This is a genomic window from Bradyrhizobium sp. 1 (assembly GCF_023073315.1).
Lineage (GTDB): Bacteria > Pseudomonadota > Alphaproteobacteria > Rhizobiales > Xanthobacteraceae > Bradyrhizobium.
Genome location: NZ_JADPJH010000028.1, coordinates 116,342 through 131,559, shown reverse-complemented (window position 1 = coordinate 131,559; position 15,218 = coordinate 116,342). Strand labels below are relative to the sequence as shown.

Here is a 15,218-nt window from a genome sequence, read left to right as displayed (position 1 = left end):
AGCGATGCACTATTGCCCCCGTCGCCTTGCGGATGACTGATGCGCGGGCCCGGTTGGACCACACCCATCACCGCAACACTTGGCGCACAGACCCCGGGCGCCAGGACCACACGATTTTGCCATACGCCGATCACACCGGTCGTGTGCGCGACGCCCTCGCTCACGGTTTCCCGCCCTGCGAAAGCCCTTCGCGCCGATGTGACTGACGTCCACCGCCGTCCGGCCCGCGTTCGTGACGATCGCGATACGCCCCTCTTCCTTGGGCCGGAGTGCGCGCAATATCCGCCTATTCCGAAATTCCGTAAAGGCGAATATTTTTGCCGACCGGTATCGACCCAGGGATGGCGTGTTTTGCCCGTCGGGCAACGCAAGGGCTTGTGGCTGTCCGCGTGCTTCTGCCGTCATTCCGGGACCCGCCGCTTGGCGCGAGCCCGGAACGACGAGCTACCCCGCGTTGGCCTTCAGTCCGGCTGCCTGAATGCCCGCGACCGCGCAAGCTTCGTCATTGTCCGACGTGTCGCCGGACACGCCCACTGCGCCGAGCAGCGTCGTGCCGTCCATGATCAGCACGCCGCCGGGGACGGGCACCAGCGCGCCCTTGGCAATGGTGTTCACGGCGTCGATGAAATAGGCCTGCTCCTGCGCGCGCTGGTACAACGCGCGCGAGCCCATGCCCATGGCGAGCGCGCCATAGGCCTTGCCGTGGGCGATGTCGGCGCGCATCAGGCTGGTACCGTCCTGCGCTGCGGCGATCTTGAGCACGCCGCGCGGGTCCAGGATGGTAACGACCAGCGGCTTTAGCTTGAGTTCGCCGGCCTTCGCAAAGGCGGCGTCGAGAATCTTGCGGGCGGTGTCGAGCGAGAGTTCAGCCATGGCTGGTTTCCTTTACAGCGGGGTTGGTTGTGGAATTTGCACCGGCGCGATCGAGGCTCATCGCCAGCACGCGCGCGACATGAAGCGCTTCGCGCTGCGCGCCGTCGTGGATCTGGTGCCGGCAGGAGGTGCCGTCGGCGACGACCAGCGTGTTCTGGTCCGCGCGCCGCACGGCGGGCAGCAGCGACAGCTCGGCCATCTCGATCGAGGCATCGTAGGTGTCGGCGCCATAGCCGAACGCGCCGGCCATGCCGCAGCAGCTCGATTCGATCGTCTCGACCTTGAGGCCAGGCACGAGGCGCAGCACCTGCTCGACCGGCTTGAAGGCGCCGAACGATTTTTGATGGCAATGGCCGTGGACCACGGCCTTGTCGGCGACAGCACCTAGCGGCAGTTGCAGCCGGCCGGCTTCCGCCTCGCGCACCAGAAATTCCTCGAAGGTGAGGGCATGCGCGCCGACGGCCTTGGCATCGTTATCCTTGCGCAGCGACGCGAGCTCGTCGCGGAGCGTCAGCAGGCAGCTTGGCTCGAGGCCGACGATCGGCACGCCGCGCGCGGCAAAGGGGGCGAAAGCGGCTACGAGACGGTCGAGCTCGGATCTGGCTTCGTCGATGAGTCCGGCGGACAGGAACGTGCGACCGCAACAGAGCGGGCGGCTGCCGCTCGCAGGGTTTGGCAGATGCACCCGATAGCCGCCAGCCGCAAGCACGCGTAGCGCGGCCTCGAGGTTCTCGCGCTCATAGATGCGATTGAACGTGTCGGCGAACAGAACGACCTCGCGGCCGGTTTCCGGCCCGACGCTGTCGGCGGGCGGCACGAACACGTCGCTGCGGAAGGCGGGCAGGGCGCGACGGGCACTGATGCCGGCAAAGCGCTCGAACATTTTTCGCAGCAGCGGGCTGTGGTTGCGCAAATTCGCCAGCGGCGCAAAGCGCGACGCGAGGCTTGCATAGCGCGGGAGATAGCCGACCAGGCGATCGCGTAGCGTCAGGCCGTGAGACGCTACGCGCGCGGCCAGCACCTCGATCTTCATCTTGGCCATGTCGACGCCGGTCGGGCATTCATGGCGGCAGGCTTTGCAGGAGACGCAAAGTTTTAGCGTTTCCATCATCTCGTCGGACGACAGCGCGCCCGCGCCGAGCTGGCCGGAGATCGCGAGCCGCAGCGTGTTGGCCCGGCCGCGGGTGACATCTTTCTCATTGCGCGTCGCACGGTAGGACGGGCACATCACGCCCCCCTCGATCTTGCGGCAGGCGCCGTTGTTGTTGCACATCTCGACCGCGCCCTGAAAACCACCGCCGGCGCCGGGATAGGCGGACCAGTCGAGCTTCGTCTTCAGTTCGCCAACGCGATAGTCCGGCTTGAAACGGAACAGCGAGCGATCGTCCATTTTGGGCGCATCGACGATCTTGCCGGGATTGAGGGTGCCATCGGGATCGAAGCGCTGCTTCACTTCCTTAAAGTCCGCGACGAGACGCTCGCCGAACATGGTTTCGTGGAATTCGGAGCGCACCAGGCCGTCGCCATGCTCGCCGGAATGCGAGCCCTTGTATTCGCGCACCAGCTCGAAGGCTTCTTCCGCGATGGCGCGCATCGCCTTGACGTCCTTTTCCAGCTTCAAATTCAGCACCGGGCGCACATGCAGGCAGCCCTCGGAGGCGTGGGCATACATCGTGCCGCTGGTGCCATGCTTGGCAAATACCTCGCTTAGCCGTGCTGTGTAGTCGGCGAGATGCGGCAGCGGCACGGCGCAGTCCTCGACGAAGGAGACCGGCTTGCCCTCCTGCTTCATCGACATCATGACGTTGAGGCCGGCGGCGCGGAAATCGGCGATGCCGGCTTGAAGCGCCGGCTCGGTGATTTCCACCACGCCGCCCCATTTGCGCGTGTCGTTATTCCAGCCGAAGCCGAGATCGCCCATCAGTTCGCCGAGTTGCTTCAGGCGTGCGAGATTGTCGGCCTGGTCTTCCTCCGCGAACTCGACCACCAGCACGGCGTCCGGATCGCCCTTGATCGCGGCGTTGATGATCGGCTTGAACATCGCGATATCGCGGCCGAGCGCGAGCATGGTGCGGTCGACCAGCTCGACCGCGATCGGCTTCAGCTTGACCAGGTGCTGGGCGGCATCCATCGCCTCGTAAAAACTGCCGAAATGGCAGATTCCGAGCGCCTTGTTGCGGATCACGGGCCAGAGCTTCAGCTCGACCTTGGTGGTGAAGGCGAGGGTGCCTTCGGAGCCGACCAGAAGGTGCGCCATGTTGTTGCGCGCATTGCGCGGGGTCAGTGCATCGAGATTGTAGCCGCCGACGCGGCGCTGCACCTTTGGGAAGCGCGCGGTGATTTCGTCAGCCTCGCGGGCTCCGAGATCGAGCATGTCGCGGAACAGGGCGCGCGCGCTGTCGTTCGCATCGAGACCGGAGAGGTCGCGCGACACCTCGCCGAAGCGGCCCAGTGTGCCGTCGGCCAGCGAGGCCTCCATCGACAGCGTGTTGTCGCGCATGGTGCCGTAGCGAAGCGAGCGGCCGCCGCAGGAATTGTTGCCGGCCATGCCACCGATGGTGGCGCGCGAGGCCGTGGAGACGTCGACCGGAAACCACAGGCCGTGCTTTTTGAGCTGGCGGTTGAGATCGTCGAGCACGATGCCGGGCTCGACCACGCAGGTGCGGCCCTCGACATCGAGCGACAGGATCCGGTTCAGGTGTTTTGAGAGATCGACCACGAGCCCGTCATTGACGGTCTGGCCGCATTGCGAGGTGCCGCCGCCGCGCGGGGTGACTTTCAGTCCCTCGTCGCGGGCGATCGCCAGTGCCCGCAAGGCCTCGTCCATGGTCCTGGGCACGACCACGCCTGATGGCATGATCTGGTAGAACGAGGCGTCGGTGGCGTAGCGGCCGCGGCTGAAGCGATCGAACAGGACGTCGCCGGTCGTTTCCGCGCGCAGGCGCCGTTCGAGCGAGGAGGCGTTTGTCATCCCTGGTCCCGGACTGATCCAGCCAAGCTTGGCTCGGCTAGATTATTCATTCCTGTTTCTTGTCGATTATATTATGAATTCAAAATGAGCAAGCAGGCCCCCGCTAGGGCGCCGCCGGCGCGTCCTCTTGGGGCTCGGTCAGGTGCTCGATCGCGGCCGTCCGCTTGTTGCGCAAATGCTGGAACAGGATGTCGCTGAGCTCGCTGGCGGCGCGGCGGCGCAGTGCGTCGAGGATGGCCTCGTGCTCGCGCATCGCCTCCGCCCAGCGCTGTCGCTTGCGGGCGAAATTGGCGGAGTAGCGGACGCGGCGGATTCTCCCTGCGAAATTAGCGTAGGCCGTCTTCAGCGTCTCGTTGCGCGCGGCTGCGACGATGCTCTCATGGATGCGCTGGTTGGTCTGGAAATAACCGTGCATGTCGCGATGCAGATAGTGGCCGTACATCTCGTAATGCAGCTGCTCGATCGCGATGACCTCTTTATCCGTAATGGCCTCGCAGGCGAGGCGTCCGGCGAGGCTTTCCAGTCCCGCCATCACGTCGAACAGTTCTTCCAGGTCGCGCTGGCTGAGCTGGCGCACCCGCGCGCCGCGGTTCGGCAGGAGTTCGATCAGCCCTTCGGCGGCGAGCACTTTCAGGGCTTCGCGCAGCGGGGTGCGGGAGATGCCGAACAGCTCGCAAAGCTGCCGCTCGGGAACGCGCGCGCCGTCGGGAATGTTGCCTTCGACCACGTAGTCGCGCAGCCGCAGCAGGATCTCGCCGTGAAGCGAAGCCGCCTCGCGGTCGCCGCCATTGGCGGTGGGTGGGGTGATCGGAACCCCATTGTCGGGAATTGTGGATTTCATTTGCAGCACAATAGTTTGCCCGTTCGGTCGCGTCGATGTCCACAATCGAATACCAAATTTCGATTGAAATGACAAAAAATGAATGCAAAATGGATGATCAAGCCGGCCAGAACCCGCCGACAGGGAGGTTTTCATGCATCAGGGACGCCATTTCCTTCAGATTCCGGGCCCAAGCCCGGTCCCCGAGCGCGTCCTGCGCGCCATGGACATGCCTGTCATCGACCACCGGAGCGCGGAATTCGGCGCGCTGGGCCGAACCGTGCTCGAAGGCAGCCAGGCGATTTTCCAGACCAAGGGGCCGGTCATCATCTTCCCCTCGTCGGGGACCGGGGCCTGGGAGGCCGCGATCGTCAACACGCTCTCGCCGGGTGACCGGGTGCTGATGGTCGAGACCGGTCATTTCGCCACGCTGTGGCGGCAGATGGCGGGGCGGTTCGGTATCGAGGTCGATTTCGTTCCCGGCGACTGGCGCCGCGGCGCGGACCCCGCATTGATCGAAGCAAAGCTCACTGACGACAAGGCGCACGCGATCAAGGCCGTGATGGTCGTGCACAACGAAACCTCGACCGGCGCGACCAGCCGCATCGCCGAGATCCGCGCCGCGATCGACCGCATCGGCCATCCTGCGCTCTTGATGGTCGACACCATCTCCTCGCTCGGCTCGGTCGACTACCGCCACGACGAATGGAAGGTCGACGTCAGCGTCAGCTGCTCGCAGAAGGGTTTTATGTTGCCGCCCGGCCTCGGCTTCAACGCGATCTCGCAGAAGGCGCTCGCCGCATCGAAGGCCAACAAGATGCCGCGCTCTTATTTCGACTGGGAGGAGATGCTCAAGCCCAACGCCAACGGCTTCTTCCCCTACACGCCGGCGACCAACCTGCTCTACGGCCTGCGCGAGGCGATCGCGATGCTGCTCGAAGAGGGGCTCGACAACGTGTTCGCGCGCCATCAGCGGCTGGCTGCCGCAACCCGCGCCGCCGTCAATCATTGGGGCCTCGAAGTGCTCTGCCAGGAGCCGGCCGAATTCTCGCCGGTGCTCACCGCGGTGCTGATGCCGCCGGAGCATGATGCGGACGCGTTCCGCAAGATCGTGCTCGATAATTACAACATGTCGCTCGGCTCCGGGCTCTCGAAGGTCGCCGGAAAAGTCTTCCGCATCGGCCATCTCGGCGAATGCAATGCGCTGACGTTGCTCGGCGCGCTCACCGGCGTGGAGATGGGCCTGTCGGTCGCGGGTGTGCCGCACCGCTCCGGCGGCGTCGATGTCGCGATGAAGCTGTTGGAGCAGCGGCCGCAGGGCAATGCGTCGCCGCATCTGAAGGTGGTCGGCACCTAACACGCGCGGGACACGCGGGCTGACAATCATAAGAAGCAATCAGGGAGGGGTGGAGATGAAGATTCGGTTCAAGGCCACGCATGTCGTGCTGGCGATGCTCTGCGCGATGTATTTCATCACCTATGTCGACCGGGTGAACATCGGCACTGCGGCGGGCGAGATCCAGAAGGAGCTCGGTCTCTCGAACACCCAGCTTGGCTTCGTCTTCTCCGCCTTCGCCTATCCCTATCTCTTGTTCCAGGTGATCGGCGGCTGGGTCGGCGATCGTTTCGGACCGCGCAAGACGCTGTTCTGGTGCGGCATGATCTGGGCGGTGGCGACCATCTCGACCGGATTCGTCAACAGTCTCTTCGCGCTGTTCGCCGCACGCTTCGCGCTCGGCTTCGGCGAAGGCGCGACGTTCCCGACCGCAACGCGCGCGATGCAGTATTGGACGCCGGCCAACCGCCGCGGCTTTGCGCAAGGCCTCACGCATTCTTTCGCCCGGCTCGGCAATGCCGTGACGCCGCCGGTGGTCGCGCTCCTGATCGTCTGGCTGACCTGGCGCGGGTCGTTCGTCGTGCTCGGATTCGTGAGCCTTGTCTGGGGCGTGATCTGGGTCTGGTACTTCCGCAACGAGCCGAAGGAGCACGCCTCCATCACCAAAGCCGAGCTTGCCGCACTGCCGCCGCGTCCGACCGGCGAGCGGCCGAGCGTGCCGTGGGGCCCGCTGCTCGGGCGGATGTGGCCGGTGACGCTGACCTATTTCTGCTACGGCTGGTGCCTGTGGCTGTACCTGAACTGGCTGCCGCTGTTCTTCAAGAACAACTACAGTCTCGACATCAAGAACTCGGCGCTATTCGCCTCCGGCGTCTTCTTCGCCGGCGTGGTCGGCGACAGCGTGGGCGGCATGCTCTCGGACAAGATTCTCGATCGCACGGGCAATGTCCGCCTGGCGCGGCTCAGCGTCACCGTTGCGGGATTTGCGGGGGCACTGCTGTCGCTGTTCCCGATCCTGTTCGTCCACGACATCACGATCGTCGCGCTGTGCCTGTCGGCCGGCTTCTTCTGCGCCGAGCTCGTGATCGGCCCGATGTGGTCGATCCCGATGGACATCGCCCCGAAATACTCCGGCACCGCGTCGGGACTCATGAACACCGGCTCGGCCTTTGCCGCGATCGTCTCCCCGCTCGTTGCCGGCTTCGTGATCGATGCGACCGGCAACTGGTACCTGCCGTTCCTGATGTCGATGGGCCTGTTGTTGCTCGGCGGCCTTTCCGCCTTCCTGATGCATCCGGAGCGCCCGTTCACGGAGGCCGAAGAGCGCCTGCCGTCCGGAAAGGTGGTGGCCGCGGAGTAGGGGGCGGCCCGGGTACGGAGGCCCGCCGGTTATGCAGGGGAGGCGCCTTAAGGAGAGGGGACAAGCCGGTCAAATGGTGCTATTCGGCGGCCATCAAAATAAGGCAAGACCGGGAAGGACGCCGATGACCGTGCATACTGGAAGGCATTTTCTCCAGATTCCAGGACCGACCAACGTGCCTGACCGGGTGCTGCGGGCGATGGACATGCCGACGCTGGACCATCGCGGTCCGGAGTTCGCCGAGCTCGGTTTCGCCGTCCTCGCCGGCATGCAGCGGGTGTTCCGCACCAAACAGCCCGTGATCATCTTCCCGTCGTCCGGCACCGGCGCCTGGGAAGCGGCGATGGTCAACGTGCTCGCGTCCGGCGACAAGGTGCTGATGTGCGAGACCGGCCAGTTCGCCGTGCTGTGGCGCGGCATCGCCGAGAAGTTCAAGCTCGACGTGGACTTCATCCCGAGCGACTGGCGCCATGGCGCGGACCTCGCCGAGATGGAGAAGCGGCTCGCGGCGGACAAGCAGCACACGATCAAGGCGGTCTGCGTCGTGCACAACGAGACCTCGACCGGCTGCGTGACGTCGCCGCTCGACGTGCGCAAGCTGCTCGACCGCGTCAAGCATCCGGCGCTGTTGATGGTCGACACCATCTCCGGCCTCGGCTCGATGGAATATGAGCACGATGCCTGGGGCATCGACGTCTCGGTCGCCGGCTCCCAGAAGGGCCTGATGCTGCCGCCGGGCCTCAGCTTCAACGCCGTCTCGGAAAAGGCGCTCGCTGTTGCGAAGACCAATCCGGGCATGCGCTCCTACTGGGACTGGCAGGAAGTCATCGCCTTCAACAAGCTCGGCACCTTCCCCTACACGCCCGCGACCAATCTGCTCTATGGCCTGCGCGAAGCGGTCAAGATGCTGGAAGAGGAGGGACTGGAGAACGTCTGGACCCGCCACAAGCGCCACAGCGCGGCGACGCGTGCCGCGGTCAAGGTCTGGGGTCTCGAGACCCAATGCGCCGATCCTGCCGCGCATTCGCCGGCGCTAACCGGCGTGCGTGTGCCTGATGGTCACGACGCCGACGCCTTCCGCAAGGTGGTGCTGGAAAATTTCGACATGTCGCTCGGCACCGGCCTGAACAAGGTCAAGGGCAAGGTGTTCCGCATCGGCCATATCGGCCATTTCAACGATCTGATGCTGATGGGTACGCTCGCCGGCGTCGAGATGGGCCTGGATCTTGCAAAGATTCCGCACCGGAGCGGCGGCGTGTTGGCAGCCATGGACGTCCTGAAGGGACGCGACGTGGTGCCGATGGCCAAAGCCCAGGTGGCTTAAGACAAACAACAGTGAAGTGAGCGCGCGATGAACGCACCGACGACTGCTAACGAAGACCTGCTCTACTCCGTCACGGACGGCATCGCGCGGATCACCTTCAACCGCCCCCAGGCGCGCAACGCCATGACCTTTGCCATGTATGACCGCATGGCGGAGATCTGCCAGGAGATCAACGCCGATCGCTCGATCAAGGCGCTGATCCTCACGGGTGCCGGCGACAAGGCGTTTGCCTCGGGCACCGACATTTCGCAGTTCCGTGCGTTCAAAACCGCGCAGGATGCGCTCGACTATGAGGCCCGCATCGACCGCGTGCTCGGCACGCTCGAACAGTGCCGCGTACCCGTGATCGCAGCGATCGCGGGCGCCTGCACCGGCGGCGGCGCCGGCATCGCCGCCTGCTGCGATCTTCGCATCGGCACCGAGACGACGCGCATCGGCTTTCCGATCGCGCGCACGCTCGGCAACTGCCTGTCGATGTCGAACATCAGCCGCGTCGTCTCGCTGGTCGGTCCGGCCCACACCAAGGATATGATCTTCAAGGCGCGCCTCGTCGAGGCGCAGGAAGCGCTGTCGCTCGGCCTGCTCACTGAAATCGTGCCCGACGTCGAGACGCTCCAGCGCCGTGCGGACGAAACTGCAAAGCTCGTCGCGAGCCACGCGCCGCTCACGCTGGAGGCGACCAAGGAGGCGGTACGCCGCATCCGCCGCACGCTGTCGCGCGAAGAAGGCGAGGACCTGATCCTCAAGGCTTATATGAGCGAAGATTTTCGCGAGGGCATGGACGCCTTCCTCAACAAGCGCACGCCGGTCTGGAAGGGCAAGTAGCGCGCCCTTGGCCCACACCGCAGGCTTTTCGCGCCAGTTGCGCGACGCGAAAAGCCAAGGCAATTGCTGACGATATTCGTCAGCCGTTCAGCACAGCTCCAATTGTCACAACGGTTTCAACCGGTTCCGCCGTTTGGAACCGCGATTGCGCACGTGCGCGTCAGCGCGTTCACGTTGACGGCGCGACGAGCTCGGGCATAAGATCGTGGAGGTTGCATCCCACCGTCTCTTTTTTGAGACAGTGGACCGGCCGGGTGATTTCAACTCCAGTCGAATTGAGTGACGTGAATTGCATGAAGCGTTCTGTAAGACCGTGCTGCAACCGGACGTCATTGAACTGAAATTGAACTGTAGAAATAGCGAACTAGTTTTCGACGACGCGAGACGCGCCAGAATTTCATTGCTGACATCCCAACGCCAGGCACGGCCTCGCGAATAAGCCCAAGCTCCTAAACCAAGACCCTTAAGCCAAGGCCTCTGATTCACGACCGTTGAGTCTCGTCTGATTTCTCAGACCGATTAGTCACGTCGCCGCGCCCCATGCGGCGGCGCCTTCATGGCAACGCAGGCAGGGATTTTTCCATGACCAATCATACGCCGGTTTTCACCTCGTCTTCCGCCACGGGCAGCTTCACCGAATTCGCCAACCTCAACGATTCAACGTCGCTGCACACGTTGTCGGGAACGATGAGCTTCAAGGACAGCGACAAGACAGACACCCATACGACGACCGCGACGCTGCATTCCGCGGTGGTTTCTGGCGGAACGGTTGTCCCGGCGGCCTCGCTTGCGCATTTCCAGGCCGCGATGCAGTCGCAGATCCTCAGCGATTCAAACGGCACCGGCCAGCTCAAATGGAGTTTTAGCGACCAGGACCAGGATTTCGATTTTCTCGCCAAGAACCAGACGCTGACACTGACCTATGACGTCAAGGTCTCCGACAATCACGGCGGCTTCGCGATCCAGACCGTCAATATCACGGTCACCGGCACCGACGACAAGCCTGTCATCAACATGGCGACGGTGGCGACCGTCACCGAGCAGACCAACCAGACGCTGTCGCTCTCGCCCGACACGGTTCATGTCGCGCTCAACTTCACCGACGACGACCTCGCCAATACCGGGCACACCGCGACCGTGATCGGCGTCTCCGCCTCCGGCGCCACCGCAGGTCTGCTGCCGGGTTCGCTCGGCGACGCCGAACTGATGGCGTTCTACCACGTCGACAATGTCGTCAAGACGTCCGGGTCCGCGACCGGCACCATCAACACCACCTTCTCCGCGCCCGATCTCGCCTTCGACTATCTTTCGGCGGGCCAGCATCTCGACATCACCTACACCGTGCAGCTCGACGATCACGCGGGCGGGATCTCGACGCAGACGGTCAAGGTGACCGTGGTCGGCACCAACGACAAACCGGTATACTTGTCGTGCCCGGAATCGGCCGCGCTCGTCGAGGATCACAATGTCAGCCCGACCGGCAATCTCACCGCGCATGACAGCCTGCTCTTCGCCGACATCGATCTCGCTGATGCGCATACCGTCTCGACGACGGTGACCGCGACCCGTTCGGGCGGCGGCGCGATACCGCTGACCAACGCGCAATTGCTGGCCGCGTTCGGCACCGCGCTCCAGGATTCGACCGGCCATGTGATCGGCGAGGTCGACTGGAATTTCGCGTTCCCCAATTCCTCGGCGAATTTCCTCAATGGCGGCGAGACGCTCAAGCTCGTCTATCACGTCGCGGTCGACGACGGTCACGGCGGCTCCACCACCCAGGACGTCACCATCACCATCCTCGGCGTCAACCACCCGGTCGTGATCACGAGCGGGGCTGAATCCTCCACGGTGGTCGAGCAGGACGCCACCACGGGCTCGTCAGCGCCCGACACGACGCCGACGATACCCGCCGGCACGCTCGCTTTCACCGACCAGGACACCAACGACACCCATACGGTGACGGTCACGCTGGATTCGAGCTCCGGGCCGACACCGCCGGCGGCGACGCAGGCCGATCTCGCGGCGGCGCTGACCACCGCGTTGCATGATTCGACGGGCACCGGTACCGGCAGCATCGACTGGAATTTTGCGATTCCGGACAAGGACCTCGATTATCTTGCGGCCAACGAAACACTGACGGTGAACTACAACATCAAGATCGCCGATGGCTCAACCAGCTCGACGCAGACCGTCTCAGTCGTCATCACCGGCGCCAACGATGCGCCTGTCATCACGAGCGGACCGGGATCCGCTTCGCTGTCCGAGCAGCCGGGCGTCACCGCCTCGAGCGCGATCGATACGACGAGCCCGGTGCCGACGGGAACGCTGAGCTTCAACGACGTCGATCTGTCGGACGTTCACTCCGTCAGCGTGGTGCTGGATTCGGCGGTGTGGTCGGCCAATCCGAGCTTCGTGCCGTCGGAGACGCTGACTGACCTCCAGAATGCGCTCACCACCGCCTTGCACGATTCGAACGGAACAGGCGTCGGCAGCATCGACTGGAGCTTCGCCATCAAGGACGGCGACCTCGACTTCCTCAGCCCGGGCGAGACGCTGACCGTCCAATATGACGTCATCGTCGCCGATGGGACGACGTCGTCGACCCAGACTGTGACGGTGACTATCAACGGCGCGTCGGATCCGCTGCTGGTCACGCCTGTTACGGTGGATGCGTCCGACACCGTGTTCAGCGATACCGGCGCGCTGATCGCCAATGGCGCGATCGCCGATGTCAGCCATCCCGTCGACCTGTCGACACCGCGCAGCATCGTCGAGGTGAACGGCAGCGCCGCCAATGTCGGCACGCAGGTCGCGGGGACCTACGGCTCGCTGTTGCTGACGGCGGATGGCAATTACGCCTACTTCGCCAACCCGTCGGTCGATCCGCTCCAGGCGGGCGATCATGTCAGCGACGTCTTCAACTTCACGGTCGATGACGGCCAGGGCAACCAGGCGACCACGACGCTGACCATCAACGTCGCCGGCGTCAACGATTTTCCTGCCATCACCGCCGCCAGTGCCAGCGGATCGGTCACCGAGGACGCCGGTACCGCCGTCATCGTCAATGGCGATTTCGAAACCGGCGACCTCACGGGCTGGAGCGTCAGCGGCTCGCACATTCATGCCGTGCAATACGAGCTCGGCGGCGGCTTCGGCCACTACTCGGCCCAGCTTGCGCCGACCAGCAGCGTCGAGACGCTGTCCCAGCAGATTTCGACCACGCCGGGCCAGCACTATTTCATCAGCTTCGACATCATCGGCGATCCCGAGGGCGTCAATACGCCGTTCTCGGTGACCTGGGACGGTGTGACTCTGCTGTCGCTGGGGAACGTCGCACCCGGCGTCAACCACTATGCGTTCGAGGTTCCCGGTGATTCCCTGCTGTCGACCACGACGTTGCAATTCGCCTATGCCGACGACACCGACGGCATGATCCTCGATTCCGTGAATGTCAGCCCGGCGACGGGGCCTGCGACCGAGGCCACCGCGGGGTCGATCGCGTTCTCTGACGCAGAGACCGGCGACATCCATACCGCAAGCTTCGCGGCGGCGGGCAGCGGCTACGTCGGCGCGTTCTCGCTCGATCCGGTCAGCGAGTCCGGCGGCACCGGCTCGGTGGGCTGGCACTTCACGGTGAACAATGCCGATATCCAGTTCCTGGCGCAGGGCCAGACCTTGGCCCAGGATTATTTCGTTACGATCGACGATGGCCACGGCGGCACCGTCCTTCAGGATGTCACCGTTACCCTCAACGGCACCAACGATGCGCCGACCGCGGTGAGCGAGACCGTGGTGACGGATGCGGGAGCCGGCGGCTCGGTTGCCATTGCCGCCTGGGCCTTGGCACTGAACGACACCGATCCCGACACCACGGACGGCCACTCGCTCGGGGCCGTCACGTCGAGCTCCGGCGGCAGCGCCGGCGCAGCTTTCGGTTTTGCGTTCTTCACCGACGACGCAACGGCCGGCGGCTCGTTCAACTACACGGCTTCCGACGGGATGACGAATTCGTCCAATACCGCGACCGCGACCGTCATCAACAACGCCGTCAGCGCCTCTGTACTGACCGGGACCAGCGGCGACGACGTCATCGTCGCCACCAATGGGACCGAGGCTCTGAACGGCGGTGGCGGCAACGACGTCCTGATCGGGACCGCTTCCGGCCATGTCATGACCGGCGGCAGCGGCAACGATGTGTTCGCATTCCTTCAGCCGCCGACCGCCCCGGGCCAGATCACGGACTTCAACAACACCACCGAACACGACCGCATTGCCATCTCGGCAAGCAGTTTTGGCGGTGGCCTGACGAGCGGAATGGACGTGACGTCGACATTCGAGACCTCGGCCGACAATAATTTCTCCGGCGGAGCCGAATTCCACTTCGATACGGGCAACCAGACGCTCTATTTCAGCGCGGATGGCACGCAAGGCTCGGCGGTCGCGATCGTGGTCGTCCAGGCCGGTGCGCTGATCAACCCGCACGACATCCTGCTCGTGTAAGGCGACGGGCACCTGCTTGCGAGTGGCGCGGGCTCCGCAAGGGGCCCGCGCTTTTTTGCGGGGCGGCCGTGCTTGCAATCGATCTTATTCCAAAGTCATAAGCGGTGCGGCGCCGGGCCGGCTTGAACTGACCGGCGATCGCCCGCACAATGCAGTCCGCTCGACATCGCGAATTGCCAATCCAAACAAGAACATAGGGAAGATGCGCGTGAGACATGGAATGAAGGCCGCAATGACGCTGGCAGCCGCGCTTTGCGGCACGCCGGCCTTTGCCGGCTGGGAGCCGACAAAACCCGTCGAGATCGTGGTGGCGGCGGGTGCGGGCGGCGCCTCCGACCAGATGGCGCGGATGATGCAGGCCGCGATCCAGAAGAACAATCTGATGAAGCAGCCGATCGTCGTCTCGCTCAAGAGCGGCGCGTCGGGCGCGGAAGCGCTGATGTACATGAAGTCCAGCGAAGGCGACCCGAACAAGGTGCTGATCGCCTATTCGCTGATCTACATGCTGCCGTTGTCGGCGAAGATCCCGTTCAACTGGCGTGAGCTCACCCCGGTCTCGGTGATCGCGCTCGACCAGTTCGTGCTGTGGGACAACAGCGCGGGTCCGAAGACGGTGAAGGAGTTCGTCGAGGCCGCGAAGGCGTCGGGCTCGCCGTTCAAGATGGGCGGCACCGGCTCCAAGCGCGAAGACCACGTGCTGACCGTGTTCCTCGAGCAGAAGACCGGCGCAAAGTTCTCCTATCTGCCCTATAAGTCGGGCGGCGAGGCCGCGACCCAGCTCGTCGGCAACCACACCGAATCCAACGTCAACAACCCTAGCGAAAATCTCGAAGTCTGGCGCGCCGGCCAGGTGCGTCCGCTCTGCGTGTTCGACAAGGAGCGCATCTCCTACACCAGCAAGGTGACGGACACGCAATCCTGGGCCGACATCCCGACCTGCAAGGAGGAGGGCGTCGACGTCCAGTACTTGATGCTGCGCGCGATGTTCCTGCCCGGCAAGGTCACGCCGGAGCAGCAGGCGTTCTATGTCGAGCTGTTCCACAAGGTGACGCAGACCACGGAATACAAGGACTACATGGAGAAACAGGCATTGAAGCCGATCTTCCTCACCGGCAAGGACATGGTGCAATTCCTCGAGGAGGACGATGCCACCAACAAGTCGCTCATGACGGAAGCCGGATTCGTCGCGAAGTAGCGTCTTCCTTCACT

9 protein-coding genes are annotated in these 15,218 nt (G+C 64.1%); 6 read left to right on the top strand and 3 right to left on the bottom strand.

Annotated features, from left to right (window positions below):
- Positions 1-444 precede the first annotated feature (444 nt).
- From IVB29_RS22960 to IVB29_RS22950, 3 genes are all read right to left on the bottom strand, one after another.
- The gene (locus IVB29_RS22960; protein ID WP_247505675.1) at positions 445-873 is read right to left on the bottom strand and encodes a heme-binding protein; all 429 of its coding nucleotides are present in this window, start codon (positions 871-873) and stop codon (positions 445-447) included.
- Positions 866-3,844 carry an FAD-binding and (Fe-S)-binding domain-containing protein gene (locus tag IVB29_RS22955; protein ID WP_247505674.1) on the bottom strand — a complete coding sequence of 993 codons (2,979 nt, stop codon included), beginning with the start codon at positions 3,842-3,844 and terminating at the stop codon, positions 866-868. Before IVB29_RS22955 ends, IVB29_RS22960 begins: the two co-directional genes overlap by 8 nt.
- Before the next feature lie 103 nt (positions 3,845-3,947).
- Complete coding sequence (locus tag IVB29_RS22950; protein WP_247505673.1) at positions 3,948-4,685, bottom strand: GntR family transcriptional regulator; 738 nt, start codon at positions 4,683-4,685, stop codon at positions 3,948-3,950.
- Positions 4,686-4,818: 133 nt separating this feature from the next.
- Here IVB29_RS22950 and IVB29_RS22945 point away from each other — a divergent pair, with 133 nt between their 5' ends.
- The 6 genes from IVB29_RS22945 (at position 4,819) to IVB29_RS22920 (ending at position 15,204) form a co-directional block, all read left to right on the top strand.
- Positions 4,819-6,021 carry an alanine--glyoxylate aminotransferase family protein gene (locus IVB29_RS22945; RefSeq protein WP_247505672.1) on the top strand — a complete coding sequence of 401 codons (1,203 nt, stop codon included), beginning with the start codon at positions 4,819-4,821 and terminating at the stop codon, positions 6,019-6,021.
- Positions 6,022-6,076: 55 nt separating this feature from the next.
- Positions 6,077-7,360, top strand: a complete 1,284-nt coding sequence (locus IVB29_RS22940; protein WP_247505671.1) for an MFS transporter — start codon at positions 6,077-6,079, stop codon at positions 7,358-7,360.
- Between the two features lie 124 nt (positions 7,361-7,484).
- Complete coding sequence (locus IVB29_RS22935) at positions 7,485-8,684, top strand: aminotransferase class V-fold PLP-dependent enzyme (RefSeq protein WP_247505670.1); 1,200 nt, start codon at positions 7,485-7,487, stop codon at positions 8,682-8,684.
- 27 nt (positions 8,685-8,711) lie between these two features.
- Positions 8,712-9,509 (top strand): enoyl-CoA hydratase/isomerase family protein, encoded by a 798-nt coding sequence (locus IVB29_RS22930; RefSeq protein WP_247505669.1) that lies wholly within the window; start codon positions 8,712-8,714, stop codon positions 9,507-9,509.
- Between the two features lie 582 nt (positions 9,510-10,091).
- The gene (locus tag IVB29_RS22925; protein ID WP_247505668.1) at positions 10,092-14,009 is read left to right on the top strand and encodes a VCBS domain-containing protein; all 3,918 of its coding nucleotides are present in this window, start codon (positions 10,092-10,094) and stop codon (positions 14,007-14,009) included.
- 220 nt (positions 14,010-14,229) lie between these two features.
- Positions 14,230-15,204, top strand: coding sequence for a tripartite tricarboxylate transporter substrate-binding protein (locus tag IVB29_RS22920; protein WP_247505667.1), 975 nt, complete (start codon positions 14,230-14,232; stop codon positions 15,202-15,204).
- The last annotated feature ends 14 nt before the right edge of the window (positions 15,205-15,218 follow it).

Coding starts and splice junctions, on each gene's coding strand:
- IVB29_RS22960 (WP_247505675.1), bottom strand. CDS start 873: ATGGCTGAACTCTCGCTCGACACCGCCCGCAAGATTCTCGACGCCGCC.
- IVB29_RS22955 (WP_247505674.1), bottom strand. CDS start 3,844: ATGACAAACGCCTCCTCGCTCGAACGGCGCCTGCGCGCGGAAACGACC.
- IVB29_RS22950 (WP_247505673.1), bottom strand. CDS start 4,685: ATGAAATCCACAATTCCCGACAATGGGGTTCCGATCACCCCACCCACC.
- IVB29_RS22945 (WP_247505672.1), top strand. CDS start 4,819: ATGCATCAGGGACGCCATTTCCTTCAGATTCCGGGCCCAAGCCCGGTC.
- IVB29_RS22940 (WP_247505671.1), top strand. CDS start 6,077: ATGAAGATTCGGTTCAAGGCCACGCATGTCGTGCTGGCGATGCTCTGC.
- IVB29_RS22935 (WP_247505670.1), top strand. CDS start 7,485: ATGACCGTGCATACTGGAAGGCATTTTCTCCAGATTCCAGGACCGACC.
- IVB29_RS22930 (WP_247505669.1), top strand. CDS start 8,712: ATGAACGCACCGACGACTGCTAACGAAGACCTGCTCTACTCCGTCACG.
- IVB29_RS22925 (WP_247505668.1), top strand. CDS start 10,092: ATGACCAATCATACGCCGGTTTTCACCTCGTCTTCCGCCACGGGCAGC.
- IVB29_RS22920 (WP_247505667.1), top strand. CDS start 14,230: ATGAAGGCCGCAATGACGCTGGCAGCCGCGCTTTGCGGCACGCCGGCC.